General features: G+C 56.2%; 23 protein-coding genes. 13 read left to right on the top strand and 10 right to left on the bottom strand.

Annotated features, from left to right (window positions below):
* Positions 1–28: 28 nt before the first annotated feature.
* The 6 genes from ACTHO6_RS06900 to ACTHO6_RS06875 all read right to left on the bottom strand — a co-directional run bounded on the left by ACTHO6_RS06900 (position 29) and on the right by ACTHO6_RS06875 (position 9068).
* Complete coding sequence (locus ACTHO6_RS06900) at positions 29–1186, bottom strand: acetoin utilization protein AcuC (RefSeq protein WP_440240762.1); 1158 nt, start codon at positions 1184–1186, stop codon at positions 29–31.
* Positions 1183–1827: a CBS and ACT domain-containing protein gene (locus ACTHO6_RS06895; RefSeq protein WP_440240760.1), complete on the bottom strand. Its 645-nt coding sequence runs from the start codon at positions 1825–1827 to the stop codon at positions 1183–1185. Before ACTHO6_RS06895 ends, ACTHO6_RS06900 begins: the two co-directional genes overlap by 4 nt.
* Positions 1828–1868: 41 nt before the next feature.
* Entirely contained in the window at positions 1869–2501 is a 633-nt protein-coding gene (locus tag ACTHO6_RS06890) for an N-acetyltransferase (protein WP_440240758.1), read from the bottom strand.
* A 77-nt stretch (positions 2502–2578) separates the two neighbouring features.
* Entirely contained in the window at positions 2579–5716 is a 3138-nt protein-coding gene (locus tag ACTHO6_RS06885; protein ID WP_440240756.1) for a transglycosylase domain-containing protein, read from the bottom strand.
* Between the two features lie 180 nt (positions 5717–5896).
* The gene (gene rpsD / locus ACTHO6_RS06880; RefSeq protein WP_440240754.1) at positions 5897–6496 is read right to left on the bottom strand and encodes a 30S ribosomal protein S4; all 600 of its coding nucleotides are present in this window, start codon (positions 6494–6496) and stop codon (positions 5897–5899) included.
* A gap of 283 nt (positions 6497–6779) precedes the next feature.
* Positions 6780–9068: an S-layer homology domain-containing protein gene (locus ACTHO6_RS06875; protein ID WP_440240752.1), complete on the bottom strand. Its 2289-nt coding sequence runs from the start codon at positions 9066–9068 to the stop codon at positions 6780–6782.
* A gap of 330 nt (positions 9069–9398) precedes the next feature.
* On the opposite strand from ACTHO6_RS06875, the gene ACTHO6_RS06870 reads away from it, so the two are divergent.
* The 7 genes from ACTHO6_RS06870 (at position 9399) to ACTHO6_RS06840 (ending at position 18098) form a co-directional block, all read left to right on the top strand.
* Positions 9399–9980, top strand: a complete 582-nt coding sequence (locus ACTHO6_RS06870) for a histidine phosphatase family protein (protein ID WP_440240750.1) — start codon at positions 9399–9401, stop codon at positions 9978–9980.
* Between the two features lie 38 nt (positions 9981–10018).
* Positions 10019–12274 (top strand): sensor domain-containing diguanylate cyclase, encoded by a 2256-nt coding sequence (locus tag ACTHO6_RS06865; RefSeq protein ID WP_440240996.1) that lies wholly within the window; start codon positions 10019–10021, stop codon positions 12272–12274.
* Between the two features lie 131 nt (positions 12275–12405).
* Positions 12406–13401, top strand: a complete 996-nt coding sequence (locus ACTHO6_RS06860; protein WP_440240748.1) for an MBL fold metallo-hydrolase — start codon at positions 12406–12408, stop codon at positions 13399–13401.
* A gap of 103 nt (positions 13402–13504) precedes the next feature.
* On the top strand, positions 13505–14410 hold the full coding sequence (locus ACTHO6_RS06855; RefSeq protein WP_440240746.1) for a hypothetical protein: 906 nt from the start codon (positions 13505–13507) through the stop codon (positions 14408–14410).
* A gap of 305 nt (positions 14411–14715) precedes the next feature.
* Entirely contained in the window at positions 14716–15318 is a 603-nt protein-coding gene (refZ, locus tag ACTHO6_RS06850; protein WP_440240744.1) for a forespore capture DNA-binding protein RefZ, read from the top strand.
* Between the two features lie 101 nt (positions 15319–15419).
* The gene (locus tag ACTHO6_RS06845) at positions 15420–17891 is read left to right on the top strand and encodes a septation ring formation regulator EzrA (protein ID WP_440240742.1); all 2472 of its coding nucleotides are present in this window, start codon (positions 15420–15422) and stop codon (positions 17889–17891) included.
* Positions 17892–17897: 6 nt separating this feature from the next.
* The gene (locus tag ACTHO6_RS06840) at positions 17898–18098 is read left to right on the top strand and encodes a hypothetical protein (protein ID WP_440240740.1); all 201 of its coding nucleotides are present in this window, start codon (positions 17898–17900) and stop codon (positions 18096–18098) included.
* A gap of 263 nt (positions 18099–18361) precedes the next feature.
* Here the strand turns inward: ACTHO6_RS06840 and ACTHO6_RS06835 are convergent, their stop codons facing one another.
* Together ACTHO6_RS06835 and ACTHO6_RS06830 are read right to left on the bottom strand one after the other, a co-directional pair.
* The gene (locus ACTHO6_RS06835; protein ID WP_440240738.1) at positions 18362–19645 is read right to left on the bottom strand and encodes an NAD(P)/FAD-dependent oxidoreductase; all 1284 of its coding nucleotides are present in this window, start codon (positions 19643–19645) and stop codon (positions 18362–18364) included.
* An 87-nt stretch (positions 19646–19732) separates the two neighbouring features.
* Positions 19733–20554 carry a GNAT family N-acetyltransferase gene (locus ACTHO6_RS06830; RefSeq protein ID WP_440240736.1) on the bottom strand — a complete coding sequence of 274 codons (822 nt, stop codon included), beginning with the start codon at positions 20552–20554 and terminating at the stop codon, positions 19733–19735.
* Positions 20555–20704: 150 nt separating this feature from the next.
* Between ACTHO6_RS06830 and ACTHO6_RS06825 the strand changes: the two genes are divergently transcribed.
* Both ACTHO6_RS06825 and ACTHO6_RS06820 read left to right on the top strand, forming a co-directional pair.
* Positions 20705–21784: a M42 family metallopeptidase gene (locus ACTHO6_RS06825; protein WP_440240734.1), complete on the top strand. Its 1080-nt coding sequence runs from the start codon at positions 20705–20707 to the stop codon at positions 21782–21784.
* 17 nt (positions 21785–21801) lie between these two features.
* A complete protein-coding gene (locus tag ACTHO6_RS06820) occupies positions 21802–22311 on the top strand; it encodes a hypothetical protein (protein WP_440240732.1) in 510 nt (169 codons plus the stop codon).
* A 112-nt stretch (positions 22312–22423) separates the two neighbouring features.
* On the opposite strand, the gene ACTHO6_RS06815 is transcribed toward ACTHO6_RS06820, so the two are convergent.
* Together ACTHO6_RS06815 and ACTHO6_RS06810 are read right to left on the bottom strand one after the other, a co-directional pair.
* Entirely contained in the window at positions 22424–22561 is a 138-nt protein-coding gene (locus tag ACTHO6_RS06815; RefSeq protein ID WP_440240730.1) for a hypothetical protein, read from the bottom strand.
* 1 nt (position 22562) lies between these two features.
* Positions 22563–23810, bottom strand: a complete 1248-nt coding sequence (locus tag ACTHO6_RS06810) for an MDR family MFS transporter (RefSeq protein ID WP_440240728.1) — start codon at positions 23808–23810, stop codon at positions 22563–22565.
* A gap of 61 nt (positions 23811–23871) precedes the next feature.
* Here ACTHO6_RS06810 and ACTHO6_RS06805 point away from each other — a divergent pair, with 61 nt between their 5' ends.
* The 4 genes from ACTHO6_RS06805 (at position 23872) to ACTHO6_RS06790 (ending at position 25367) form a co-directional block, all read left to right on the top strand.
* Positions 23872–24129 carry a hypothetical protein gene (locus ACTHO6_RS06805; RefSeq protein ID WP_440240726.1) on the top strand — a complete coding sequence of 86 codons (258 nt, stop codon included), beginning with the start codon at positions 23872–23874 and terminating at the stop codon, positions 24127–24129.
* Position 24130: 1 nt separating this feature from the next.
* A complete protein-coding gene (locus tag ACTHO6_RS06800; RefSeq protein ID WP_440240724.1) occupies positions 24131–24355 on the top strand; it encodes a hypothetical protein in 225 nt (74 codons plus the stop codon).
* A gap of 158 nt (positions 24356–24513) precedes the next feature.
* Positions 24514–24825 carry a YtrH family sporulation protein gene (locus ACTHO6_RS06795; RefSeq protein WP_440240722.1) on the top strand — a complete coding sequence of 104 codons (312 nt, stop codon included), beginning with the start codon at positions 24514–24516 and terminating at the stop codon, positions 24823–24825.
* Positions 24801–25367 carry a hypothetical protein gene (locus tag ACTHO6_RS06790; RefSeq protein WP_440240720.1) on the top strand — a complete coding sequence of 189 codons (567 nt, stop codon included), beginning with the start codon at positions 24801–24803 and terminating at the stop codon, positions 25365–25367. Before ACTHO6_RS06795 ends, ACTHO6_RS06790 begins: the two co-directional genes overlap by 25 nt.
* Positions 25368–25419: the final 52 nt, after the last annotated feature.

The raw sequence follows: 25419 nt of genomic DNA, 5'->3' as shown, positions 1-25419 counted from the left end.
CGGGAGAGCAAAAAAAGAGCAAGCAAACTCATTTGCCTGCTCCGGTCGGGGCGTACAGCATCGCCCGCTCCAGGGTCATGCGGTTTTTTTCGGCAATCTCCGCCCGGCGGGGAATCGCCGGAAACGGTTCGTCAAACAGGCGCTGTGGCAGCGGCAAGTCAGTCAGCGGCTGCCAGCGCTGCAGCCAGCCGGGCGGCAAATCGCCGTCTTCCAGCGGCTGATCGCTCATCTCGCTCCATAAAAGTGTCCACGCCCGCGGTACGACCCGCCAAATATCGTAGCCGCCGCCTCCGACAGCGATCCAGCGGCCGCCGCAATGCTCATGGGCGAGCTGATGGGCCAGCCGTGGGATCGCCTGGTAAATGCTCATCGAGCAGGAGAGGTGCGTAAGCGGATCAAACGTATGGGCATCGCAGCCGTTTTGCGTCAAGATCACGTCCGGCTTGAAGCCGTTCGCAAGCCTGGACACCACCTCCCCGTACACCTCCAGAAACGAGTCGTCTTCGGTGAAGGCATCGAGCGGTACATTGACGGAAAAACCGTAACCGCTTCCATCCCCGCGTTCCGACAGACTCCCCGTTCCGGGAAACAGGTATTTGCCCGTCTCATGGATAGAAACGGTCAGCACGTTGGGATCATCGTAAAACGCCCATTGGACGCCATCGCCATGATGGGCGTCGGTGTCGATGTACATGACCCGGGCATTCCAATGCTTGCGCAAATAGGCGATGGCGACGGAGCAGTCGTTGTAGATGCAAAAGCCCGAGGCCCTCCCGCGAAACGCGTGATGCAGGCCGCCGGCAGGATTGAAGGCGTGTTCTGCCTGCCCCTGCATGACAGCATCGACGGCATTCAGCGTCCCTCCGACAATGAGGGCAGCCGATTCATGCATATTCCGAAAACAGGGGACGTCCTCCGTGCCAAGACCGTAGCTCATGGCCTGGGGAAGCTCTGCTTCGCTGTGTCCCTGTTCGCGGACGAATTCGATGTAACGCCTGTCGTGAACGAGGGCCAGCTCGTCGTCCGTTGCCATGCGCGGCGCCAGCAGGTCTGCTTCTGTGAGCAGGCCGTAGCTGCTCATCAGATCGTGCATGAGCAGCAGGCGGCGCTGGTTAAACGGGTGGTCATCGTGAAAGTAGTATTTCGCGTAGTCAGGGGAGTAGATCAGACGAGCATTCCGGCTCACAGAAGCACCTCCCCATCTGTCGGCCCGATGACGTCAAAGCCTCTTTGGAGCAGCAAGTGGGTCACGACACGCGGATCGATCGTCTGGACGCGGAAGACCAGATTCTTTTTCCCGGGGGTTTTCCCCGGAAACACAATGACACTGGTAACATTGACTTGGGCTTCGCGAAATACCTGGCTGACCTCAGCCAGCATGCCGACGCGATCGTCTACCTCTACTTCGATGTGGGAGCTGGGCTTGTTGACGCCGAACAGCTCAATCAGACTTGCGAACAGGTCGGATTCCGTAATCATCCCGACCAGACGACCCCCTTCCACAATCGGCAGGGAGCCGATCTTATGCTCGTAGATCTGGAGGGCGGCGTCTTCGATGAAATCTAGCGGGTGCGCGGTGATGACCTTTTTTTGCATAATGTCAGCGACAGGCTTGTGCAAGACGGTATCGTCATCATCGTGGGTAAGCAAACGGGAGGGGAGGGCATCTCGCAGATCGCGGTCCGAGACGATGCCGACCAGCCTGTCATTTTCAATAACGGGCAAATGTCTGATGCGATTGGCTCTAAGCAGCAGTAGGGATTCTCCGATGGTAGTCGCAGGCTCGATGGAAACGACGTTTTTTCGCATGATATCTTCTACGCGCATGAGTAAGGGCCTCCTTGCATCCTGTGGACATGACGTCCAGACTAATAAAGATAGCGATGTTGAAAGCGCATGGCATCAAAGGCGACGATGGTTTCAGCAGGTACCCGTTTTCCGATTCTGGCCATCAGACAGTTGGCAGGGTGCGAGCATATTTCCGGATCGTCTGTCGCCATCCAGGTCAGTCCGACGCTACCCATTACTTTTTCCATGACCTTTCTGTACTGCCACACATCGAGTCCCGTTCCTTTCAAGTCCCAATGCCAGTAATACTCGGTCGTAATAATGACGTAGTCTTCCATGGCATCGTCCATAAAGGCGACCTCAAGCAGCTTCTTGGCTACACCGCCAGCCCGTACCTTATGGCTGATCTCGATGGCGCCCAGCTCCAGCAGATCGGGCAGCTTGGCCATGGACCAGCGCTCCAGCGGATCGGGATAGAGGAAGGTGACGTAGCCGAGCACAAGATCACCTTCCCGCGCGATAATGATGCGTCCTTCCGGGAGATCCGCGATGTCAATCAGGGCCTCATGCTGCTGCTCTGGGATGCGAAATGCCTTGAGCCCTTCATCGAAGCGCAGGTCAGCCAGATGTCTTCCCGTGATGGGTCCTTCGATCAGCAGTTCTTTTCCGTTCACGACCATGCTCGCAGAGTGATAGCGTTTGACGTGTTCCATCGGGTTCCCCCCTATATGCTTGTAGAAAAAGAGAGATGGCACTTGCGACCATCTCTGCTGATGCTTCCTTACCTAGTCTATTCTCTGGTGGTTGCCGTTACGTTGTTGGAATGTGGCGATTCTCCGTAACTGTTGACGGCGGTGATGTAGTAGCTGCCATTCGGTACGTCTAACGCGTGCGTATAGCTCGTGGTCGTTACCGTATCGAGCAGCAAATAGCCGCTTGCCGCATCAGGGCTGAAGTACACGTTATAGGCGATGACCTGTTCCGCCTGGCTGTTGCCTTTCCACGACAGCTTCACGCTGTTGCCGCTTGTCTTGATCGACAGCGCTTTCGGAGCGGATGGAGGCGAGGCTGACGGAGCGGTGGAGTTCGCATTTCCGTTTCGTCCATCTCCGGACCTCGGCTCGCCAGGGGTGGTCTGGCCGTTGGCGTCAGGCGGTGTCGTGCTGCCGTCCGGTTGCGTACCCGAATTCGCGCCTGGAATCTCCCACGTCTGGGCAGAGCCGACAGAAGCGATGGCAGAAGGCGAGGATTCGTTTCCGGCGATATCTACCGCTGTGACGTAGTAGCCTGCGCCGCTGCTGCTTGCGGCAGTATCGGTGTAGGTCAGTCCAGCCGGCTCTTTTACCGTCGCGATTTTGACAAAGCCGTTTTGCCCATCGGCGCGGTAGATGCGGTATCCGACCAGGTCGGGTTCTTTGGCCGATTGCCAGGAGAGCACGACTTGTTTGCCGGAGCCGCTTGCGGTGACCCCGCTTGGAGCGGCTGGCGCTCCGCCGACCTCTGTGCGCGGGTCTTCCTTGTCCGGCAGACGCTGCTCCCAATCTGGCGGCTCGACCGCCACGCTTTTGTTTTTGGCCCGAATCTGCTCCTTGGACGGAAGCGGATCGGGGGAGCGGTAGAAGATGCCTTCGGTTACGAAATCATCCGGAGTGCTCTCTTTTGCCAGGTAGCGCTCGCCGTTGTACGTAACCAGGCGGGCTTTTTGGTGAGAGTCGTCCACCTTCGTCGGAACGAAGCGGCGATTGAACAGATCGGTAATCAAATGCCCCGCCTGCTTGGACAGCTCGCTCGGCAACAGGCCGGATTTGGAGTCGACTGTCGCCGTGACGATTCCCGCCGGTCTCTGGAAGGTTGCGTCAGGAGGAGACAGATTCGGATGCTTCTCGATAATTTCCTTCATGACCTTGCCCCAGACGACCATCGGCACGTATTTGTCCGCGTCCGGCATCGGGTACGGTTCGTCGAAGCCGACCCAGACGCCCATGGACAGCTCCGGCGTGTAGCCGATGAACCACAAGTCGTTGCTGTTGTTCGTCGTCCCGGTCTTGCCCGCTACATCGACCTTGCGCGGAACGAATTTGCGGATGTGCGTACCTGTTCCCTCATTGACGACGGAGCGCATCATGTCTGTAATCAGATAAGCCGTTTGCTCGCTGTAAACTTGCACAGGCTGGGCCTCGTGGCGGTAGATTACCTTGCCCTGGCTGTCCTCGATCCGGTCGATGAGATAGGCGTCCACGAAAGAGCCGTGGTTGGCAAACGTGGCGTAGGCATTGGTCATTTCCTCTGCCGTCGTTCCGTATGTAAGTCCCCCGATTACGCCTGTTGCAGCGTAATTGTCTGCATCGACCAGTGTAGTGATACCCATTTTTTTGACGTATTCCAGCGCGGTAGGGATACCGACCTTCAAATACGTCTTGATGGCCGGAATATTCCAGGACATCCGCAGCGCTTCCCGCGCGCTCATAATCCCTTGCCATTTGTTGTTCCAGTTTTTCGGCAGGTGCGAGCCGTTTTGACCGTCGGCGAGCAGGACTGGTGCGTCGTCGATAGGCGAAGCCGGCTGCAAAAGCCCCAGCTCAAAGGCGGGAGCGTACGCTGCCAGCGGCTTCATGGCCGAACCTGGCTGGCGAGGAACCGTCGCGTGGTTCGTCTGCTCCACCTGGAAGTCGCGTCCGCCGATCATTCCCAGGATCGCTCCCGTTTTGTTGTGGATCAGCATGGCGCCGACTTCTTCCAGCGCGTTCTCGATTTTTTCCGTCTTGCCGTTCGAGCGGCGGATCGTGTAGGTGCGGTTTTTCCCGAAGTTTTTCGGATCGGCCGCGACGGCCTGCATGATGTTGTACACGTTTTTGTCAATCGTGGTGTGGACCTTGTAGCCTTTGCGCAAAATATCCCGGCGCTTGTCCTCGACCAGCTGGCGGTATTCGTTGCGGCCGATGGTGGACTTGTCGCGCCCATTTTCCGCGAGATCGGCATCGACCAGCTGACGGGCGGCCCGCTCCTCGATCTCCATCATCAAAAACGGAACTTCGCGGTATGCCTGCTGGGTTGGCTTGGCCAGCTGCGCCTTCAGATCGGCTTTGAGAGCGTCATCGTACTGCGTCTGGGTGATGTAGCCATTCTCCAGCATGCGGTCGAGCACCATTTTCTGGCGTTCCTTGCCGCGCTGGTAGCTCTCGGCGCGAAACGGCGAGTAGGCGCCAGGGTTTTGAATCATGCCCGCGAGATAAGAGGCTTCGCTGAGATTCAATTCCTTTACATCCTTGCCAAAAATCCCTTTGGCCGCGGCCTGCACGCCGTACACGTTCGAGCCGTTGGCGTTTTTTCCGAAGTAGATTTCGTTCATGTAGGCTTCCAAAATCTGATCTTTGGAAAACATGCGCTCGATCCGGATGGCGCTGAAAATTTCCCGCGCTTTGCGGGTGTGGCTCACTTCAGCGGAAAGGATCGTATTTTTTACAAGCTGCTGCGTAATCGTACTACCGCCTGTCACGACAGGCTGGTTGGTGAATTCCTGAATCGCCCCGCGTAGCGTGGATTGAAAAGAAACGCCTGAATGGTGGTAGTAGTTTTTGTCTTCTGTGGCAATGATGGCGTTGATCAAATAAGGAGAAACGTCTGCTTTTCTCACCAAGCGCCGGTCGCCTTCCTCAGCCCGCAGTTGGCCGATGAGAGAGCCGTCGTTGTAGTAGGCGAATCCCGTCAGATAATTGGTGAAAATCTTGTCCTCCAACTCTTCCTTGCTGCGCACAGGCTCGTCTTTTACGAGCGCGGCAACATAACCTGTCACGATTCCTCCTGCGACAGCAGCACCCATAAGTCCGAGCAGAAGCACCATCTGGACGATGCCCCATATCAATCGGCTACGGCTACGGCGTCGCTTTTTTTTCGACGGTTCAGAGGAAGATGTGTGGCTGTTCGACATAGTCTACGACCCCCTAGCATACCTCCTGATTATACCATACGAGGAACCTTGAGGGTAGAAGCGAAGAGAGGGACACGAGAGAAGTTCCACGCCGGTCAATCTGTGTCAAAATGTGTGACCGGACGCATAAAAAAAAGAACAGCCCGACGAGCGGCGCTGTTCTTTTGATGTTTCAGACGATTAACGGCTGTAGAACTCAACGATCAGAACTTCGTTGATTTCGGCAGGCATTTCTTCACGGTCTGGCAGACGAGTGTAAGTACCTTCAGCAGTAGCATCGTTGAAAGAAATGTAGTTTGGCAGGAAATTGCGGTTTTCCAGAGAGTCCTTGATCAGTTGCAGGTTGCGGGACTTCTCACGGATGGAAATCACATCACCCGGTTGTACGCGGTAAGATGGGATGTTCACTTTTTTGCCGTTTACCAGGAAGTGACCGTGGTTTACCAGCTGACGAGCAGCAGGGCGAGTTGGAGCAAAGCCCATGCGGTATACCAGGTTGTCCAGGCGGGATTCCAGCAATTTCATGAAGTTTTCACCGACTACGCCAGCCATTTTGTTAGCTTGGTCGAAAGTGCGGCGGAATTGTTTTTCGCTAAGGCCGAACATGTGGCGCAGTTTTTGCTTTTCTTGCAGCTGAATTCCGTACTCGGACAGCTTGCGACGGTTGTTGTGGCCATGCTGGCCTGGAGGGAAGTTGCGCTTGATGTCTTTTCCTGTACCGTCGAGGGAGATACCCAGACGACGAGCCAGTTTGTGACGAGGTCCTGTGTAACGTGACATGTATTCAGTCTCCTTTGAATTGGATTCGTAGGTGTTTACTTCCGGAAGGCTAGTTCCTACTTTATCTACACGAACTTCGGACGGTAGCGTTTCCGCATCGTGCTCCTCACAGATATTCAGCCGCAGTCTGTAAAGGGACGGAACTAAGAGGGTTGCTCCTCCCGTTTTTACCTACAATCAATGCTACCCTGTACACATACAATCAATCATACTAGGCAAGGTATAGAGAAGTCAAGAGAAAAGCAGCACGCCATTTCCGGGAAAGAAATGGCGCGTTTTTTGTTTAGTCCCGGGTGAGGACGGATTCCGGCTCCGTGTTGCCGCGTTTTTCCAGGAAGCGTGTAAACGTAACGGCTGCATCTGCCCGCGACACTGTACTCTGCGGCTGGAACTTCGTCTTGTCGGTCGGGACGATGCCGAGCGTCGTCGCGATAATGATCGAGGCCCGGTGCTTGGTGCTGCCGATGTCGGTAAGCGGCGACTGGAACATGCCGGGATAGTCGGCGAGCTTGTTGTAGCCGAGCGCGCGCACGATCATGTCGGCCAATTCTTCGCGGTTGATCGGTTCATCCGGATTCAGCTTGGAAGAATTTTTGTCCAAAAGGCCGCGGTCCACAGCGCCTTCGACCGCCGAGAAGAAGCGCGAGCCGTTTGCCACGTCGCTGTAGGTCGCCTTGCGCTCCAGGGAGTACATCGGATAAGGGCGGCCCTGGTTCAGGCTAATCATCAGCATCTCGATCATTTCGCCGCGGGTGATCGGCTTTTGCGGCAGGATTTTGCCATCTTCCAGCGTGAGCGCCTCGTATTCGTACATCAAGAGCAGTTCCTTCTCGGCGGGATGGCCCTTGAGGTCGAGCGGTGCGGGGCGGTGCAGGCTGAGCACTTTTCCCGACGAAACCGAGCGCCACTCGCCTGTAGTCGCATCCAGGTAATAAGGCTGCTCGAACGGGGTGGAGGTGACGCGGTAGACAAGCTTCGCCGTCCTTTTCGGGATGTAGGAGGGCTGCTCCTGTACCTTTTTGCTGTCTTCGGCGCTGAGCGGCGCAAGGGCGTATATCGCTTCTGCCTCGGACTCTTTCCACCAGGCCTGGACGGCTTCTTCGCCAGACAGATGCTTGGGTACTTGCGTCGGATACGTTTCGCTGCCGAGATCAGCGCTGTAGGACAAAAGCTCTCCTGTCTGCGCGTCGTAGTGGAGGTAGGCCGAGCCGCTGGCAGCCGCGATGCCGTTGATGTACCGTTCCAGCGTGATGCGGTAACGATCGGCGTTCACCGGCTCTGTGCTTTCCTCGCTGCGATCGACCAGGTACAGCTGGTGAGCCGAGGTAGGCGTCCATTTGCGGATCGTTTCCATGGCCGCTGCTTGCAGCTTTTGCGGGTCTATCGTCTTGGCGGGATTTTCTCTTGTCTGGCGTAGCGGCCGATCTTTGCTGTACGAGTAAACGTCGCCGGTAACAGCGTCGAAGGTGACAAAGACGTAACCGTCGTTTTGCTTGCCCTTTTCCGTGTATTCGAGATTCCAGACGGAACGGTTGCCCTGGTAGTCCCTCTCGCTGTAGGTGGCGGAGCGCAGCTCGTAGTTCGCGAGGTCAAACGTCTTTTCCGCCCACTTGACGGCCTCCTCCTGGTTGAGTGCTGCTCCCGAGCGGCGCGGGGACAGCGGAGTGCGGCTGACGGCGACAGGCTCCTTGCTCTCGCTGCGGGGCGTAAGCGATTGGCTCAAGGCCTTTCCGCTTTGGGCGTCGAGATAGAACGAAAATGGCTGAAGATAGCCGAGAGCGACGGTGTTTTTCTCAGCGCCTGTCCGCTCCCACGGGAGCAGGTACGCGAGTCGCGGCTCTGCCTGCTCCTGGAACAGCTTTTCCGCTTCCTCCAACGAAATTTGCTTGTCTGGCTTCTCGAACTTCACGTCGTTCCACGACAGGGAAAAATCGCTGACGACGCCTGCGCCGTTCACCGTGATGGTCGCCCCGTTGTCCGGGAACAGCACGTCGTCCACGACGCGGACGAAGCGGAAGGTGTAGGAAACGTCGGCAGAAAGCGGCGTTTTCGGCTCGGGATACTCGCGCAGGTAGAGGCGGGTTTCTCTGGCTTTGCCCGGGTTGTGCTTCTGCAAAAACTGTTCGGCCGCCGTGCGGGCGTCTGCATAGGACACCCGTTTGGCGTAAGGCAGGCTGCTTTGGCTTTGGTCGTAACGGGAATAGGCGGTCAACTCCCCGGTGTTGGCATGGATGCTGACGTTGTAGGACAAGAGCACTTTCTCGTTGTTCGGGTCCTTCTTGGTCCAGCCGAACGACCATTCCGGGAACGAGCGCCAGCCGTCAGCGGAGCGGAACGACACGTTTGTCAGCGTGAACCCGCTGGTCGGCACAAGCTTGACGGCAAGCGTGAGCGCCGCTTCTTTCGACAGCTTGACTTTGCTTGTGGCTGCCAAGGCCGCGCTGTCCATTTGGGTGTTGGTGACGGCTTTTCCGGCTGCTGCTGCCGGTGTCTGGGCGTGAGCGGCCGCAGCCGGAAGCAGCAGGCTCGCCGTCAACAGAAAGGAACAGGATCGAATTATCCAAGGCTTCATGAAAATTCCCCCCGAGGTGTAATAGCATGTGCTTACAACCTCTGACGAGGGGAGGGGGGAAATCGTTTCATGGGGTCGCGAGAAAAAAGAGTGGCACCTTTTGCAAAAAAGGCAAGAAAGATAGGAATTTTGTACCAAATGTTCATGGATCAAACTAGAATTGTGAACAACCATCTTATATAATAAGTAGTACTTATTCATCTCAACATGAAAAAACAGCCTTGACTGTTTGAGGGACGCAGGTGGTCAGCCCGTTTCGGGAACTTTTTCGCTCTGCGTCGGACTTGCAGGCTGCCAAGGGCGGTTTTCACAGAAAAGGAGCATGGCGTTTTGGAAACCATCATGTACCTCGTTCGCCACGGAGAGACACAGTGGAATCAGATTCGACGCATTCAGGGACACAGCGATATCGCTCTGAACGAGCTTGGCATGCGACAGGCAGAACTGGTAGCCGGACGGTTCCGAGGCGAGACGATTCACGCCGTTTATTCCAGCGATTTGCGCCGTGCGCGTGAGACAGCCGCGAAAATTGCGGAAAATTTCTCCTTTTCCGTAGGGACGCATCCCGCCTTGCGCGAACGCTGCTACGGGCAGTGGGAGGGGCTTACTTACGAGGAGATTCGCGCGCGCTTTGCCGAGCAAGACGAGGCTTCCTGCGGGATCGAGACATTCGAGGACATGCAGCGGCGGGCGGTCACCGCTCTGACCGAGCTGGCAGCGAAGCATCAGAATGAGGCCATTGTAGTGGTATCGCATGGCGGGTTTATCAACAGCTTTTTGCATTATGTAACAGCAGGGGAGCAGGGAACGGGAATTACGCGCATCGACAACACGGGAATTACCGTTTTCCGCTATGCCGATCGCAGGTGGGAAGTGCTCCAGGTAAATGATACTGATCATTTGGAAGCTTGAGAAAATGCTGAGAGAGGGAGTTTCTCGTGTCAAGTAAAATGTTGGGGAAGTTAGAGACGGTCTTTTCCTACACGGCCCATTTTATTCTGCAATCTTGGCCGGAAAAGCGCCCAGGCATCCTTTTCTTGACAGATTCCGGGGGCCGTGTAATCAACTTCATGGACATGCATGATAGTCAATCTGGAAACTCTCTGTCTGTGGCTACGCGCCAGTATGTCGAGACCAAGGAAGTCTGCGATTGTATTGGGGAAGCGCTCGGCACGAAGGAGATCGTCGTCAAGGAGATCATCGTCAAGGCGAAGCAGGAAAACGAACTCGTCTGCGGAGCGTTTCCGCTGAAGGAGCTGGACGGCAGTGTCCGGGCTGTCATCGGCATGCTCGTCCCGCAAAAAGAGATTGATTTCGATTTGCGCGCGTACATGCGGGGGCTGGAGCCGCTTATCCGCATGGGGTACGATGCCTACATCCAGCATGCGACCAGCCAGATCGTGACGGATTTGACCCTGCATGACACCACGCGGGAGTTGCTGACCAGTTTGACGAGACAGATCAGCCACATCATTTCGAAAGGCTACTGCTCGGCAGTGAAGCTCTCCGAGGAGGGCGTGCTGATCCCGCAGGATTGCGTCACGACGCAAGAAGCGGAGCCGGGTCAGACCCATATCGCCCAATTGGTTAAGCGCATGGGAAATACGCCCGTCGCGCCGGCGGCTCTGGACGACCATCGGGTCATCGTGGTGCCGATCAGCCTGAACCAGGTTCCGCTGTATGCTTTGTTCTTGCACGTGCCGCCCGAGGAGAAGGACTGCTTCTACGATATACGCGACGTCGCTTTCCTGCAAGAAATCGCGGAAAAGGCGAGCTGTGCGCTCTGGCGCGCGATCATGTCGGACGATTTGCGCCGCGATGCGAACAAGAAGGATTTGCTCTACCAGCTGATGTCGAAGATTCAGGCATCCATTGATGTCAATGAAGTCCTTCACGAGATCGTCACCAGTATCCCCAGCCTGTATCCGTATTTCTCGGTCGAACTGTTTTTGACTGTGGAGCCGAATGCCACCACGCCCGTCAAGCAGCTGTCGTTCCAGGAGGTGGAGCCGTCCACCAGCACGAAAGCGTACCTGGAAGGCCGCTTGATCGCGGAGGAGGTAGGGGACGGCGAGCAGCGGCGGACCGTGATTGCCGCGCCGCTTTTGGGCAAGCAAGGCATCTACGGCGTTTTGCAGGTGACGTCGGATCGACCGGTTTCGTTGAGCCAGCATGAAAAGGACTACCTGTCCATTTTGGCCGATACGGCAGGCACCGCATTTGAAAATGCCCAGCTGTACCAGCAATCGCGCAATCTGATACGCGAGCTGCGCCTGATAAACGAAATGGCCAGACAGCTCAACAAAAGTCTTGATTTAAAGGAAATTCTCGATTTTGTGACGGAAATGATGCAAGCGACCTTCGACGCGGAGTTTTGCGCCATTTTGCGAAAACAGCCGGGAGAAGACAAGTTTGTTGTCCTCTCGTCGTCTCTTCCCGCCTTCAACGGCACCGTCGTCAACGCGCTCGACAAGCCGTTTCAGCAAATCACGCAAAGCAAGCAGACGCTGCTGCTCGCCCAGCCTGGCGCGGGTCCGCTTCCGTTTTCGCTCTATTCCTGCTGCTCGCTCATGGGCGTTCCGCTTGTGGTGGAGGGCGAAATTAGCGGCGTGCTTCTAGTTGCAGATTCCCGCTATCATTTTTTTAGTTTTGACGACTACAAGCTGCTCGAAATTTTCGGCCAGCACGCAAGCCTCGCCATGACCAATGCCGTTTTGCACAATGAAATGGAGCGAATGGTGATTACGGACAATTTGACCGGACTTTTCACCAGACGCTACTTGAATGAGCAAGTCAGGGCTTCGCTGAGCAAGGACAGCTACGGCTCGCTGATTTTGATCGATATCGATTACTTCAAGACGGTAAACGATACATTCGGCCACCAGGTAGGAGACGAGGTGCTGATTCAGGTAGCCAACCTCATCCGCCACAGCATCCGGGAGAGCGATATCGCTGCCCGCTGGGGCGGGGAGGAGCTTGCTGTCTACCTGCCGCGCGTAGACAAGGCGACCGCTCATACTGTCGCCGAAAGAATCAGGCAGTGCGTGGAGCAAAAGACGTCTCCGCGGGTGACGATCTCAGGCGGTCTCGCGAAATGGAACAGGGAGATGGACGTCAATTTGAGCGTCGAAGCGCTGTTCCACCAGGCGGATATCGCGTTGTACGAAGCAAAAAATTCCGGCAGAAACCAGGTTGTTCTCGCCTAGAGCCAAACCAATGGCTCTTTTCTCTTTTCGGTATGCCTTTTGGCGTGGCGACGGGATTTTTGTCATACGATAGATCGGCGATAGATCGGCAAAAGAGAGAACAACGGAAAAGGCAGATGGAGGAGTAGACCATGAACACACGTGAACCGCGCGTCAAGGTGACACCCGTCACACCGGATATTTCCTGTCTCGAAATCCCTACCCCGTTCAATGTAGGAGCGGTCAACGTCTATTTGGTAAAAGGCGAAAAGCTGACGCTGGTGGATGTGGGACCGAAGACAGAGGAGGCCTGGCAGGCGCTGACGGACGGATTGCAGGTAGCCGGAGTCCGCGTGGAGGAGATCGAACAGATCGTGCTGACGCACCATCACGTTGACCATTGCGGTCAGCTGGAAAGAGTGAGGCAGCTCTCAGGCGCTGTGACGCTGGCTCATCCGCTGGCAGCACCGTACGTGGAGCTGGATGATGACTTCATGAAGTTTCACGATCAGTTTTTTCTGGAGATGTATCAAAAAAGCGGTGTGCCCCGCGACATGCTGGTCATCGTCGCCAAGTTCCACAAGCTGATGAAGACCTTCTCCGAGCCGAGCCGCATTGACGTTTTGCTCAGGCATGGACAGCGAGTGCCGAACCTGGACGAATGGCAGGTGCTCTACACGCCCGGACACAGCCAAAGCCACTTGTCCCTGTACCGGGAGCGGGATCGCACGATGATCGGCGGGGATCACATCATCGGACATATCTCGTCCAATGCCTTTATCGAACCACCGCGGGATCGTTCGTGCGCACGGCCGCTTACGTTGGTTCAATACCGGACGGCGCTGCAAATGTGCGCAGACATGGAGATTGAGCGGGTGCTGTCCGGCCATGGCGAGATCGTTTTCAACCACCGTGAGCTGATTCTTACCCGGCTGCAAAAAAACTGGAGCAGGACAGACACGCTGCGTCGCCTGCTTGCGGATGGCGAGAAAACCGCCTACGAGCTGACGGCGCTGCTGTTCCCTGCGCTGTACGAAAAGGAGCTGCCGCTGACGCTTTCCGAGACGATCGGCCATATCGATCTGCTGACGATTTTGCACCAGATCGAAGGAACGGAGAAAGCCGGAGTGATGTACTATCGCCTGTAGCCAGCCCAGGCAGAATAAGCCTATTCCTCCCCGGAAACGATAAAAGGGACAATTCCCCTGAACCACCTGGAAGTGGCCGAAGGGTAGCCGAGGGAGGAAGCCTATGCGCAAGTATTGGACGATATGCCTGTTGACCGTGGCCTGCACGGCTTTGGGAGGCTGCAATCAAATGGGCGTCAAAGAAAGCCCCAGCTTTGCCTTTGAAAAGGTGCGCGATCAGTTTGCGGCCCAAAGCTCGTATGCGTTTTACGGCAGGACCAAGCTCTTGACAGCAAACAGCGCCAATGCCAACATGGTCAATTTTTCCGGACGAAAAGACGGAGAAGCCGAGTATATGAATGTGAAAATCTCCGTCCCCGAGGAAAAGCGGGTGGAAACCTTGTCGCTGTTGCGCGAGGGCAGCGAGCTGTATGCGAAGCAAGCGCAAGGGGAAAAATGGCAGCGGGTTCCAGGAGACGGCATGGCCCTGCGGCAGGAGATGGACAACTGGAGCCCCCGCTTTTGTTTTCAACAAATGGACGAGATGAAAAAGGGCATCCGTACGTTGCCGGATGAAAACCCCGAGGATGATCTGGAAGCGATCGGCGTTACGCTGGATTCTGCCAAGCTGAAGGCGTGGCTGGCCGCGCAGATGCAGGAGCAGACTGCCTCCGGCTCGCGGATTCAGTCCGTGGCCGGGCCATTTGCTAAGCACAAGCCGCAGTTGAAACTGGCGATGCAGCTGTCCGATGGAGGCTGGGCAGAGACGAGCGTGAGTCAGAAAGGCGCCTCGATCCAAGCGAAACAGCCCCAGGACGTGAAGACACTGGTCGATCAGATGGACGTCGAGGCCGAGTACACGATCTATTACAACAAAACCACGATGCTCCCGACCAACATGACCATGTCCATCCGCTCTGCCTACGACCTGCATGACCAGCGGGTCAAAGAGCATTCCCAGGTGGAGACCTACTTGCAAAATTACGGGCAGGCAAAGCCGGTCCCCACCCCGGCGGAGGACGGCAAATAAGCCGCAAGAAAAAACGACGCATCCCTTTCCCTGTCAACGGACAGGGAGCGTCTTTTTTTCCGGGGAAGGCTTTTTTCCTAGAAGGAATACTGGAAAACTTTGTCGAACTAACAACAGGTCTATCTTTTTGCGTCGAATCATCGGTACAATAGAAAAGATGCCCGAGGGAACCAAGCTTCTGCGGCGACCGCATCGGGCATGTTGCAGACGGAACCTTCTGCGCTTTTCGCGGTCGCTTCTCTTTTCGGCCATCGTCATTTCCGGCTTGGATGAAGCCGGCGCGTAAAAGGGGAGGGGGACCAGCGATGGATCAGACGAAAATGCGCATTTTGTCCGCAGCCGCGAAGCTGTTTGATACGTACGGCTACAAAGGAACATCCGTGAGACAAATCGCTGCTGAGGCACAAGTGAACTCCGCGCTGATTTCTTATCACTTCCAGGGCAAGCAGGGAGTGTTGGAGACCCTGATCGCCTCTTATTTTGAGACGCTGTTTCGGTTGCTGGAAGAACAGGAGGCCGAGCAGAAGCATGTCTCTGCCATTCAACGACTTGAACAGGTGATCCAGCTTTACGTGCGCTTCCAGATGGAGCATGCGCCGATCACCAGGCTGGTTCATCGGGAGCTGAGTGTCGAGTCGATGCTTGCCCGTGAAGTGATGACGCTGTACATGAGCCGATGGAAGCACGGCCTTTCGCACGTGTTGGAGGGCGGTGTGGCATCCGGCGATTTTTTGCCCGTATCCGTTGATCGCATCGTGCTGGCTGTAACCAGTCAGATGATATATCCGTTTTTACAACCGCAAATGGTTCGCCAGGTTTACGATCTCGAACCGTTTTCCGAGGAGTTTGCCCGATGGCTGCAAGATTCCATCATGCGCTTTTTGCGCGGGATTTTGCTGCCCGGCTAGGAGGCTCTCTCCCGTGACGTTGTTGTCTACAATCGAAGTGCAGTCAAGGCTTTCGCCAATGGGGAGGCGGAGCCAAGTTTTCTAAAGGGGATGTTCGACAAGTGAAACGAAAACTGATCCTGCTCTGTCTGGCAGGCATGTTCCTATATACGAATCCGGCTTACGCTACGCCTTTTCCGGACAAAACCGATGAGCTTGTGCAGGATGCCGACAACTATTTGAAAAAAGAAGAGAAGGCGAATTTTGCGAAAGCGGTGCAAGATGTGCCTGGCAGCTACAAGGTCGTCGTGGTGGAAAGCACGGCTCCGGAAGCGGAATCTCCGGACATGTACGCGCAGAAGCTGTTTGACAATTACAATTTGGCTGAGGATGCGATGATGATCGTGCTCGACTTCAATACGGAGCAGATCGGGGTGTACGCCGGGCCGACCTTGCAGGCAAAAGGCGCGACGATGGAGCTTTTGCACGACAAAATCACGGCGTACTACGAGCCTTTTCGCAACCAGAAGCAGTATTTGAGCGGAATTGAGACCTTGATTGGGGAAGTGAACCGGGAGCTGAACAGCCTTTCAAACAAGCAGGCTGCAGCGACCGGGGGAACGGCTGATGCGAAAGCGCAGGAGCAGGCGGGAGAAAAAGACGGCCTTGGCGGGATTCCGTGGTGGATTTACGCGATCGGAGCTGTGTTTGCGGGGCTGTCTGTCATGCTGATCTTTGCCATGATTCGCCGTCGTGCGATCTTTAAGCAGGTCGACGAAGTGGAGGAGTGGAAGGACGAGCTGGTAGAAAAAATCAACGTGATCGAGGTGGAGAAGCCGCTGCGCCGCTCCAGCGGAATGACAGAGGTGCGCTACCACTACCTGGCTGACAAAAAGGAGAACCTCTTGCGCATCCGTATTCCGGATGTGGAGATGATGATTCTGGATGCGGAGGAAGCGGGCGATCGGTTTCGTTTTTCTCTGGCTCTGGGCATGCTGGATGAGGCGAGAGAGATGCTGACCCAGATCGAGGAGGAACTGAATGAGCTGAAGGAAGACACGACCAAGGTGGCGGTTGCCAAGCAGGAGAACAAGGTCGTCATTCCGGAGATCGGCAAGCAGGTGGAGCAGATGGAGCGCCGTCTGTCCGATTTGCGGCTGGAATACGGCCTGGCTTTTCACGAGCTGAAAGCGTCGCTGGACGAGGTGGACACGCTGAGAAGCCTCGTGAAAACGTCGCGGGCGGCAGGCGACGATATTGCCGCCTACGATACGACGCTCAAGGCCCAGCAGCTGCTGGAGCGGGTCGGACAAGCGCTGGACCAGATTCCGGGGTTGGTGCAGCGCGTGAAAAAGGAAATGCCGGAGGAGTTCAGGCAGCTGGAAGACGGAATTAACCAGGCGACACGGGAAGGCTTTGACTTGAAGCAGGATTCGCTGGACAAGGCGCTGCTTCAGGCCAAGCAATTGCTTTCCTCCGCGAAAAGTGCGCTGGAAGAGGGCAATCTGGAGATGGTCATGACGCATTCCAAGGCGTTTGACGTGCTGCTCGACACAACCTACCAGAGCATGGAGGAAAGAGTGCTGGCTCAGCACGAGGCGGCAGCTGCTGCGGCGCAAGTGCAGGAGAAGCCGCACGGACTTGCAGAGGATTCAGCTGCGCACGAGACAGAGAGAGAGCAAATGAACGATGCGCTGGCGGAAACCGAACGCGAAGTCGGCGAAGCGGAGGTTTCCGCCATGATCGAGCAGGCAGCGGAAGTGTGGAACCTGGCTGGCAACAAGGAAGCGCAAGTCTCTGGCGTCGGCAAGCAGCCGGAGTTCGTGGGTGAGCCGCAAGAGCTGTCCGGGCATCTACCAAAGGAGCAAGCAGCCGAGCTGGCTGCTCCCCCGGCAGATGTGCCAGATACGGGCGACCAACTGAGCGAGGCAGAGCGGACCGTGCTGCTACAGGCAGTCAAGCGGCCGACGAAGGCGGAGAAGGGCGCGGCCCATGTATCTGCCCAGCAGGCAAGCCGCGATCACGAAGAAGAGCCGGAGTACGAGCTGGTCATTCCGAAGCGTCAGGTGGAGCCGGAGGAGCCGTATCAGCAGGAAGAACCGGATGTTTTGCTGATCGAGACCGAAGATGATGCCCTCGACGAGCTGGAGCGCATTTCCAGCACGCTGGTTCGCGTGCGCCAGCAGATCAAGCGAAGCTATTTGCCGGGCATTCCCGATCCGCTCAAGTATATGTTTGAAGAAGTCGTCCAGACGTTGGCCCGGATCAAGATGGCAATGGAGCAATACCGCTACGATTTGGAAGAAGTGGCGATTTTGATTCAGGATGCGCACGAGCTGGTCGTAGAAACAGAGCGGATGGCGGAGCAGACGATTTCCACCTGCAAGCTGGCGGAGGGAGCCATTCAGTACACCAACCGCTATCGCAGGCAAAACCGGAATGTCAATGAACTGCTGACCAAGGCGGAGCAGGCGTTCAGACAGCTGTCCTTTGCGGAAGCTTACCGGCTGGCGGAGGAGGCGCGTCTCGTGGTGGAAGGTGCGCCAGCCGAGGCGGATAGCCGCTGGCTGTTGCGCAGAAAGAAAAAGGGGTGAATGCAAATGCAATTCCTTCCCTTTTTTCTTCTGGCGGCGGGCGTCCTCGTCATGTTGCAACCGCGCACCAAACGATGGCAAACGCGGATGACCGCGTATTTCCGGGGCAATGAACAGCGAATCAAGCAGCGGGCCAACACGTTCTTTTTGCTCGGCTTGGCTTTTGTGCTGGCGGGTTTCGCTTACTTGTTCCGACTGGCCGGATAAAACGATAAGTCCGCACGCCAAAACACCTGATCGCCCAAGCATGAGGACACCGTGCTTGCAGGCGGCAGGTGTTTTTTTCCATCCAAAAAAGAAGCGCCGCTCACGAGGGCGGCGCTTCTTTAGGGAAGAGAAAGGGAGTATAGGTCTGATAATCGGCACCTTACAACTAGGGGGGAGTAAGCCGCCGATTGCTCTTTCGAAAAAAAGAGTACCTGTCTGCCATTTTCCCCGATTTGTTCCTGTTTAAACGTGGTTCCCGCCATTTAAAGTGCCAACGCTTCTTCCGCGCTGTGCGTGCCCGCCACATGCCCCGAGGAAAAGGCGATGGTAATGTTGTAGCCCCCGGTATGGGCGTGAACGTCCATGACTTCCCCTGCGAAATACAGGCCGTCCATCCGCTTCGAACGCATGGTGCGCGGGTCGATTTCCTTGACGTTGACACCGCCGCCTGTAATAAAGGCTTCCTGAAGCGACAGCGTACCCGTAATCGTCAGCGGAAATGCCTTGATGATGCCGGCAAGCTCCGCCCACTCCTGCTTTTTCATATGGCTGTACGTCGTGTCCTCCGCAATCTGGGCAAGCGAGAGGAGGAGCGGGATCATCCGTTCCGGCAAGTAGCCTTTGAGCACGTTTTTCACGGCCTTTTTCGGCTGTTCCTCCAACAGTTTCCAGCTTTCTGCGCTGATTTCCTCCCTGCTTTTGGACGGCATCAGATCGAGTGTGAGCGACAGCGGAACAGCGCCGTATTTGCGCTGACTGATGGAGACATAATGCCCCATGCGCAGGGAAGCCGGCCCGGACAGTCCGAAATGGGTGAAAATCATGTCGCCTTCCTGGGTGTTGATCTTTTTCCCGTTCGGGGCGTACAAGGTCATCGTGATATCGCGCAACGACAGCCCTTGCAGCGTCTTGTCGCGAATGAAGGAATCGTTGGCCGTGAGCGGCACTTCTGTCGGATACAGATCGGTGATCGTGTGGCCTGCGGCCTTGGCCCAGGCGTAGCCGTCGCCCGTGGAGCCTGTCTGCGGTACCGAGCAGCCGCCGACGGCGATAATGACGCAGCAGGCTGTCAGCTTTTCGCCGGACAGAAGCAAAATGCCTGACGCTCTGCCGTTTTCATAGAGGACCTCCTGCACGGGAGAGTTCAGCCGGATGTCGACCTGCTGCTGCTTCAATCGGTCGATCAACGCTTGGGCAACCGTCACCGCTTTATCCGTCACCGGAAACATCCGCCCGCGGTCCTCTTCCTTCAGGGCGACGCCCAGCTCTTCGAAAAACGAAATGATGTCGCGGTTGCCGAATTGCGCCAGCGCACTATACATAAAACGGCCGTTGCCGGGCATTTGCTTGATGAGCTCGTCTAACTCCTTGGCGTTGGTCACGTTGCAGCGACCGCCCCCGGATATGATGAGCTTGCGGCCCAGTTTGCCGCCTTTTTCCACCAGGCAAACGCGCGCTCCCCGGCTCGACGCCGCAACAGCGGACATCAGTCCGGCAGGACCGCCGCCGATAATGATAACATCGTAGTCGTACTGTGATCGATTCATGTATTCTCGTCCTTTTATGATGTAGGGTAGGGCACCCTTCATTGTACCACAACCCTCCACGCCGCGCCCAAGAGAGCCACGGACGGTTTAGGCGAGGATGTCGGACAGCGGCTTCTTCTCCAGCACGTAGCGGACAATCGCTTCGTCGCGGACGATGTCTGTGACGATGTAGCCGTTGGCGAAGCAGGCGGTGAACAGCTTTCCGGTATGCTCGCGCCAGGCGGAGGCAACCTGCATATCCACCTGCTTCACCTGCTGGAAAAAGGCAGGCACGGGAAGCAGAAGGACCGGCGCTTCATGCGTGACGGCGCCCGCGAGAGGAGTAGGAATGCCGTCGATGATTTCATAGCGCAAAATTTCCGGAGCATCGTCGTAGACGCGGCGTGGGGCGCCATTTGTTTGGCGGGCTTCCACGCGTCCGCTGTCAAGAAACCATTCGACGAGAAAGCGATCGGTCGGCAAGCCGCGGTTGAAGTCGTCATAGAGGCTGCCGTAGCAGTTGGGCAAATACGTGCGGACAATTCCACCGAGCTTGGCAATATTCAGGACGCCGTTCACCGTCTCCAGCGGGTCGTACGTCCAGGTGATTTTGGTGTGGCCCAGCGCTTTGGCTTCTTCCTTTTGCAGCCATTTCATCCGTACCCCAAGCCCCTGCTTGCGATATTCCGGCAAAAAGCCGAGCATGTGGGAACAGAGGTGCGTTTCGCCGTTCGTATAGCCGGGGAAGCTGTACAAAAAGCCGATCATGTCGTCCCCGTCAAACGCCCCGAGAAACAGTCCGCCGAATTTGTGCATCGTCAGCGTCATGTGATAGGGAATGACAGACGAAGGATCCCATATTTTTCCTTCCATCGTTTCCAACTGTTCGATTTCGCTTGTTTTGGTCAGTTTTCGCAAGGTGATTGCCATTGGTGTTATCCCCCTACCCCTTTTTGTTGTTCCTACATTCGAACAAAGGGCCGCACATTCCTGCCTGGGGAACGGTTGCATCCCTATGTAGGCTCACGGATAATAGGGGGAGACCAACATCCGTCCGGGATGACAGGAGGCTTGACCACGATGGAGAATGAATTTCAATGGGAGCTGTGGAATCGGCTGACACAGGCGCCGGGAGCGCCGGGATTCGAAGGTTCGGTCCGCGCCATCATGCGAGAATACATCAGTACCTATACCAATGAATTCGTCTACGACAACCTCGGCAGTATGTTCGGGGTGATGCGCGGCGATGAAACCGGTCCGAAAATCATGGTTGCCGGACACATGGATGAAGTGGGCTTTATGGTCACGCGTATTTCCGACCAAGGCTTTCTCTCGTTTCAGGCGCTCGGAGGCTGGTGGGGACAAGTTCTGCTTGCCCAGCGCGTTCAGATTATAACGGAAAAAGGTGCGGTCGAGGGCGTCATCAGTTCGATTCCACCGCACGTCCTCAGTGACGACCAGCGGAATCGCCCGATGGATATTCGCAACATGTTCATTGACATTGGCGTCGATTCGCGTGAGGCCGCCGAGCGGGCAGGCGTGCGTCCCGGACAGCAGATCGTTCCGGTATGTCCGTTGCAGGTTATGGCGAATCCGAACCGTCTCATGGCAAAAGCATGGGACAACCGCTATGGCTGTAGCCTGGCCGTAGAGCTGGCGAAAGAACTGCATGAGCGTCCCGGTCATCCGAACATGGTCTATGTGGGTGCTACAGTCCAGGAAGAGCTGTCCGGTACGCGCGGGGCCAAAACAGCAGCGGCTGCGATCCAGCCTGATTTGTTTCTCGCTTTGGATGCCAGCCCTGCCACGGACATTCCCGGCGTGAGAGAGGATGGCGGCAAATTGGGCGGCGGTCTTTTGATGCGCCTATACGATCCGCTGTACATCATGCCGCTGGGGCTGCGCGAACTGCTTGTTTCCATCTGTGAGCAGGAGAATATCCCGTACCAGTATTACGTGGCTAAAGGGTCTACGGATGCCAATGCCGTCCAGCACTACGGAAAAGGTGTGCCGTCGGCGGTTATCGGCATCCCTTCCCGCTATATTCACAGCCATGCGTCCATCATTGACCGCAACGATTACGAAGCGGCCAAACGACTTTTGTTCGCGCTCGTGCGCAAGCTGGATCGAGCGACATACGCGTCGATTTTACCGAGATAAGAGGGGAGGTGGCGCTTTTGAACGCGATTGTTTTGTACACGAAGCCTCAAGGCCAGGCGACGTCTTACGAATTTAACGTCTTCGACAACCAGTTCGCCACGGAAAATCTGGTTGTCCGCAAAGTGCTGATGTCCATGCTGGAGTCCGTGCGCGAACGGCTGACCGATCTGGAAGTTGAGTACAACGACAGCATGCTGGCGGAAAAATTGGGAGCGAGACGCGCTGCGGAGACATTGCGTTTTCTCGGGGCGACCAAAGAAAACAGCAAGGAAAACCGCAGCAACGGCATCGTCGTCAGCCGCTCGTTTCAAGCGCCGCTCACGCCGGAGCGATATGCGTATTTTTACGAGCTGACCGACATCGCCCAGCTCTCGCACTACCGCTTGAAGGAGGGCAGCGAGGACCGGATCGTGTTTTACTTCACGCGCTATTTGCAGTTGATTGCCCCCGACGAAAGCGCAAGCCGGGCGTTTTTGCAAAAGCTCGACGCGTTTTCCCTGCCGTACAAGCTCGTACCGATCAGTTGAACGGCCAAAAGGGAACAAGCGCAGGCCAACAAGGAAAAAGCCATTTCCCCAGATAGGCGGAAATGGCTTTTTCGTCTGGGCATCCAAGCGATCAGGAAGCACAGGCGATCCGTCAGGTTGCAGGGCGATTCGGCCCTTCCAGCTTTTTGTCCCCGTAGCCGGGGGAGTCGTTCTGCACAGACTTCGGCTGGCGGCTGCGGTCAGCTTCCCGCAGGGGTCTCGCTTGTTCCTGGTTGTGTGGCTTGTCCATGTTAGGTGGCTCCTTCCTTTTTTGACGTGTGGGGTTCGGGAGCCTGCTCCGGGTTTTTGTAGCGCGGTATGGCGTAAAGCGCGAACAAGCCGAGCAGCGCGGCGAGCAAAATCGTGGTGATCCCGTACCCGATCCATGGGCTGCGGCTCCCGACTCCCCCGAGCTTTTCCACCATGGCGCCGCCGATGCTTGTCCCGAGGGCCGTGCCGACGCCGGAAACAAAATTGGAGAAGCCGAAGTAAGCGCCGAGCCATTGTTCCTTGGCAAAATGACTGACGAGCGAATCCTGGACAGGCATGAACAGCATTTCGCCGACAATAAACACGACGGCAGCGGCAATGAGCGTGACGAATTGATTGGCCCAGCCCATCCAGGTCAGTCCTGCGCCGAGCAGGGCCGTCCCGACGGCGAGTGCCGCATACGGGTTGATCCGCGAGAGCACGAACCGCGAGACGAAGCCTTGCAGCAGAACGACGGCGAGCGAGTTGATCGTCCAGATGAGACCAATAAGCGTCGCCGAATGCAGGACGTGCTCGCCGCGCAAAGGCAGTATCAAGGCAAACTGCGCATACAACGCCCAGATCGCAAGCGTAATTCCGGAAAACAACAGGAAGCTGCGGTGCTGCAAAATATGCCGATATTCCGAGAGCGGCGTGTGGCGGCAGGTTGGGCCGACGCAACGATCGTCCGGCAAGGAAAAAAACGTGAGCGCGGCGAGCAGGCCGAAGACAACGGCTGCGATCACAAACGGCTGCTGACCGATGGACGTCATCCACGCGATGACAAGGCCCGCTACGATAATGCCGCTGTGAGCGAGAATCCCTCGCCACGAAAAGGCGGCCGTCCGCTGCGCTTCTGCCACCTCATCGGCAATCATCGCCTTGATCGTGGGCGCCAACAGGCCAAGCCCCAGGCCGTTCACGGAGGAAAACAGCAGAAACAGCCCGTACGATGTGCTGAAGTGATAACCGAGCATGGCCCCTCCTTGCAGCAGGGCGCCCAGGGTGATGATGGCGCGACGGCCCCAGCGATCCGACAGCGGTCCGCCGATCAGACTGCCGACCTGGTACGTCATGCTGCCAGCTCCCAAAACGAAGCCGACCTGGCCGAGAGGCAACAACCGCACCTTTTGCAGGAAGATCGGAAAGACCGGAATGACCAGGTACGAGGCCAGGTGCATGAAAAAAACGAGCGATAGCAGAATCAAGTAAGGCTTGTTGCGCCAGAGAGCTCCATGCGAGGCTGTCATAATCGCCTCCTTATTTGTTCGGGATTGTCTCTTCTAGTATGAGAGGAAGACGTTTGACTCTATGCAACAAAATTGGGCGAGCGTACAAATGTGTGTAACAAGCAGGCATCTGTCCAATCCAAACGTTTCCCCGATACATATACCTATAGAGAAAGGTACCATGGGCGGTATGCCAGGTGCGACGGTGCGAGCCAGCGTGAAGGGGGGATCTGTCATGAAAGGTTTCGGCTTTTTCAACCAGGATGGCTTTGAAACGGTGATCTGGATTATCGTGATCATCTTTCTCCTCTCCATATTCTTTGACGAAGGGATAGATTGAGATGAGCGCATATCGGCCGGTTCGCCGTTTAAACAATCACTATCGCTCGAACCATGGCTTTAAAGCCTGGATCAAGGCCAACGAGCAATGGTTCAAGGAAAATCCGGAAGTGTTCAAACAAGTGCTGAGCAATCCCACTATGGTCAATCTGTTTATGGATCTTATGGTGATGAACTCGCCGCGCATTCAGAAGCGCCTGCGCAAGTGGGGCAAGAACAAGCCGTAAGCGAATGTGGCATGCTGCCAACAGAAGCATGCCTTCTTTTTTTCGTGTCCAGGCAGCCGTTCCCGAGGACGAGCCTAGCCGCGGCTTTTCCATCATAAAAACCAGACAAGCGGCGTAGGGATAAGCATAGGCAGCGAGTCGAGAGGATGAGAAACAGCATGGCACAAGTCATTTTGACGTTCTTTGTGGCCTATGGCATTGTCGTGGGCGGAGCTTTGTGCGGAGGCTTGGGTGCCTTTTTGACGGAAAAGCCCCCGCTGTTTTCGATGGTCCAGCTGGCAGACCAGTTGAAAATCTGGGGCTTGGTCGGTGCTTTGGGCGGCACCTTCGATTCGTTTTTGCAGATTGAGAAAATCTTGATGGGCAACTTCTCGCCGGTGTTCAAGCAGCTTGTGATGATCGTCGTCGCGTTTTTGGGCGCTCACATCGGGACGATTTGCGTGCAGTGGCTCGTGCAGGTGCGCTCATGAAGGTCGTCCTGTGGAAACGCTATCTCGCTCTCTTGCTCATCGGGTGCCTGCTGGGCGGAACGGCGGTTTTGTTTGTGTACGGACGCGAGATGGAGCAAATGATGCTGGTTCGTAAAAGCCTGGAGCTGCAAAATAAAAAGCTGTACGAGGAAAATCAGGAGCTGAAACAAAATCAGCGGGTGTATCGCAAAAAGCAGGATCAGGTGATTGAAGAAGTCCGCGCGTTTGTCTTGACGGCGGAACAGAAGCAGCCGCTGCACGGGACGATCGTCGTGCAGGTGGTCGATTTGATCGAAAAAGATTTCGCTTCGCTCAAAGGCAAAAAAGCCGAGCAGGTCGCAGAGATTCACCAGGTGCTGCACGAGATGCTGCGCCGCCGGGAGTATGTCTTGGCTGACCGGACGATGGTAGAGGTGCGGATCAAGACCGTTTTTATCGCGCGGACGCTGCAAGTGTTTGTGACGGCAGAGGTCATATCGGACGATGTCTGGCAAAAGATTGCGCGAAACTTTCTTTTCCTTCCCCCGTATATCTCTACATAAACCTGAAGGCAGATCTGTTACAGGATCTGGGGGAACGTAAAGGAGAGGCGAG

The organism is Brevibacillus sp. SAFN-007a (assembly GCF_051967035.1).
In the GTDB taxonomy this organism is placed as follows: Bacteria; Bacillota; Bacilli; order Brevibacillales; family Brevibacillaceae; genus Brevibacillus.
The sequence above is the reverse complement of the archived record's forward strand: the minus strand, read 5'-3'. Positions and strand labels throughout refer to the sequence as shown.

Excerpts from the sequence above, each read along its gene's own strand:
- ACTHO6_RS06860 (WP_440240748.1), top strand. The coding sequence starts at position 12,406 with ATGAACACACGTGAACCGCGCGTCAAGGTGACACCCGTCACACCGGAT.
- ACTHO6_RS06840 (WP_440240740.1), top strand. The coding sequence starts at position 17,898 with ATGCAATTCCTTCCCTTTTTTCTTCTGGCGGCGGGCGTCCTCGTCATG.
- ACTHO6_RS06890 (WP_440240758.1), bottom strand. The coding sequence starts at position 2,501 with ATGGAACACGTCAAACGCTATCACTCTGCGAGCATGGTCGTGAACGGA.
- ACTHO6_RS06865 (WP_440240996.1), top strand. The coding sequence starts at position 10,019 with ATGTTGGGGAAGTTAGAGACGGTCTTTTCCTACACGGCCCATTTTATT.
- ACTHO6_RS06810 (WP_440240728.1), bottom strand. The coding sequence starts at position 23,810 with ATGACAGCCTCGCATGGAGCTCTCTGGCGCAACAAGCCTTACTTGATT.
- ACTHO6_RS06815 (WP_440240730.1), bottom strand. The coding sequence starts at position 22,561 with ATGGACAAGCCACACAACCAGGAACAAGCGAGACCCCTGCGGGAAGCT.
- rpsD (WP_440240754.1), bottom strand. The coding sequence starts at position 6,496 with ATGTCACGTTACACAGGACCTCGTCACAAACTGGCTCGTCGTCTGGGT.
- ACTHO6_RS06855 (WP_440240746.1), top strand. The coding sequence starts at position 13,505 with ATGCGCAAGTATTGGACGATATGCCTGTTGACCGTGGCCTGCACGGCT.
- refZ (WP_440240744.1), top strand. The coding sequence starts at position 14,716 with ATGGATCAGACGAAAATGCGCATTTTGTCCGCAGCCGCGAAGCTGTTT.
- ACTHO6_RS06800 (WP_440240724.1), top strand. The coding sequence starts at position 24,131 with ATGAGCGCATATCGGCCGGTTCGCCGTTTAAACAATCACTATCGCTCG.
- ACTHO6_RS06830 (WP_440240736.1), bottom strand. The coding sequence starts at position 20,554 with ATGGCAATCACCTTGCGAAAACTGACCAAAACAAGCGAAATCGAACAG.
- ACTHO6_RS06795 (WP_440240722.1), top strand. The coding sequence starts at position 24,514 with ATGGCACAAGTCATTTTGACGTTCTTTGTGGCCTATGGCATTGTCGTG.
- ACTHO6_RS06875 (WP_440240752.1), bottom strand. The coding sequence starts at position 9,068 with ATGAAGCCTTGGATAATTCGATCCTGTTCCTTTCTGTTGACGGCGAGC.
- ACTHO6_RS06825 (WP_440240734.1), top strand. The coding sequence starts at position 20,705 with ATGGAGAATGAATTTCAATGGGAGCTGTGGAATCGGCTGACACAGGCG.
- ACTHO6_RS06805 (WP_440240726.1), top strand. The coding sequence starts at position 23,872 with ATGCAACAAAATTGGGCGAGCGTACAAATGTGTGTAACAAGCAGGCAT.
- ACTHO6_RS06835 (WP_440240738.1), bottom strand. The coding sequence starts at position 19,645 with ATGAATCGATCACAGTACGACTACGATGTTATCATTATCGGCGGCGGT.
- ACTHO6_RS06885 (WP_440240756.1), bottom strand. The coding sequence starts at position 5,716 with ATGTCGAACAGCCACACATCTTCCTCTGAACCGTCGAAAAAAAAGCGA.
- ACTHO6_RS06895 (WP_440240760.1), bottom strand. The coding sequence starts at position 1,827 with ATGCGCGTAGAAGATATCATGCGAAAAAACGTCGTTTCCATCGAGCCT.